The following is a 308-nucleotide window of genomic DNA, read 5'->3' on the forward strand; positions in this document are numbered from 1 at the left end:
TCTCGCTCTGAGCGTAGAAAACTTATTAGTGCTTTAACACGAAGTATGCCGAGCGCTACTTCCAATCCTCACGGTACGCCAAGCGCTACCTCTGAAATTAATCCTGACACTCTTTCTGAATTGGAAAAGGCGGTAAATGCCTTTGCCACAGCTAACTAATTGGAGACATTATGTCTGATACAAATGAATTATTAAAAAAGTCTATCGGCAAAAATTGAAGAAGCCAACGGCAAATTTAATGCTAAAGCCGAAGAAGCCTTAAAAGAAGCGCAAAAAGTCGGTAGTTTAAGCACTGAAACTAAAGCCGC

1 pseudogene is annotated in these 308 nt (G+C 40.9%); it reads left to right on the top strand.

Features of this window, described 5'->3' with window-relative positions:
* Positions 1-170 precede the first annotated feature (170 nt).
* Positions 171-308: pseudogene (locus tag BHE89_RS24555) on the top strand (phage major capsid protein); the annotation flags it as partial.

Source organism: Shigella sp. FC1967 (assembly GCF_001743005.1).
GTDB lineage: Bacteria > Pseudomonadota > Gammaproteobacteria > Enterobacterales > Enterobacteriaceae > Proteus.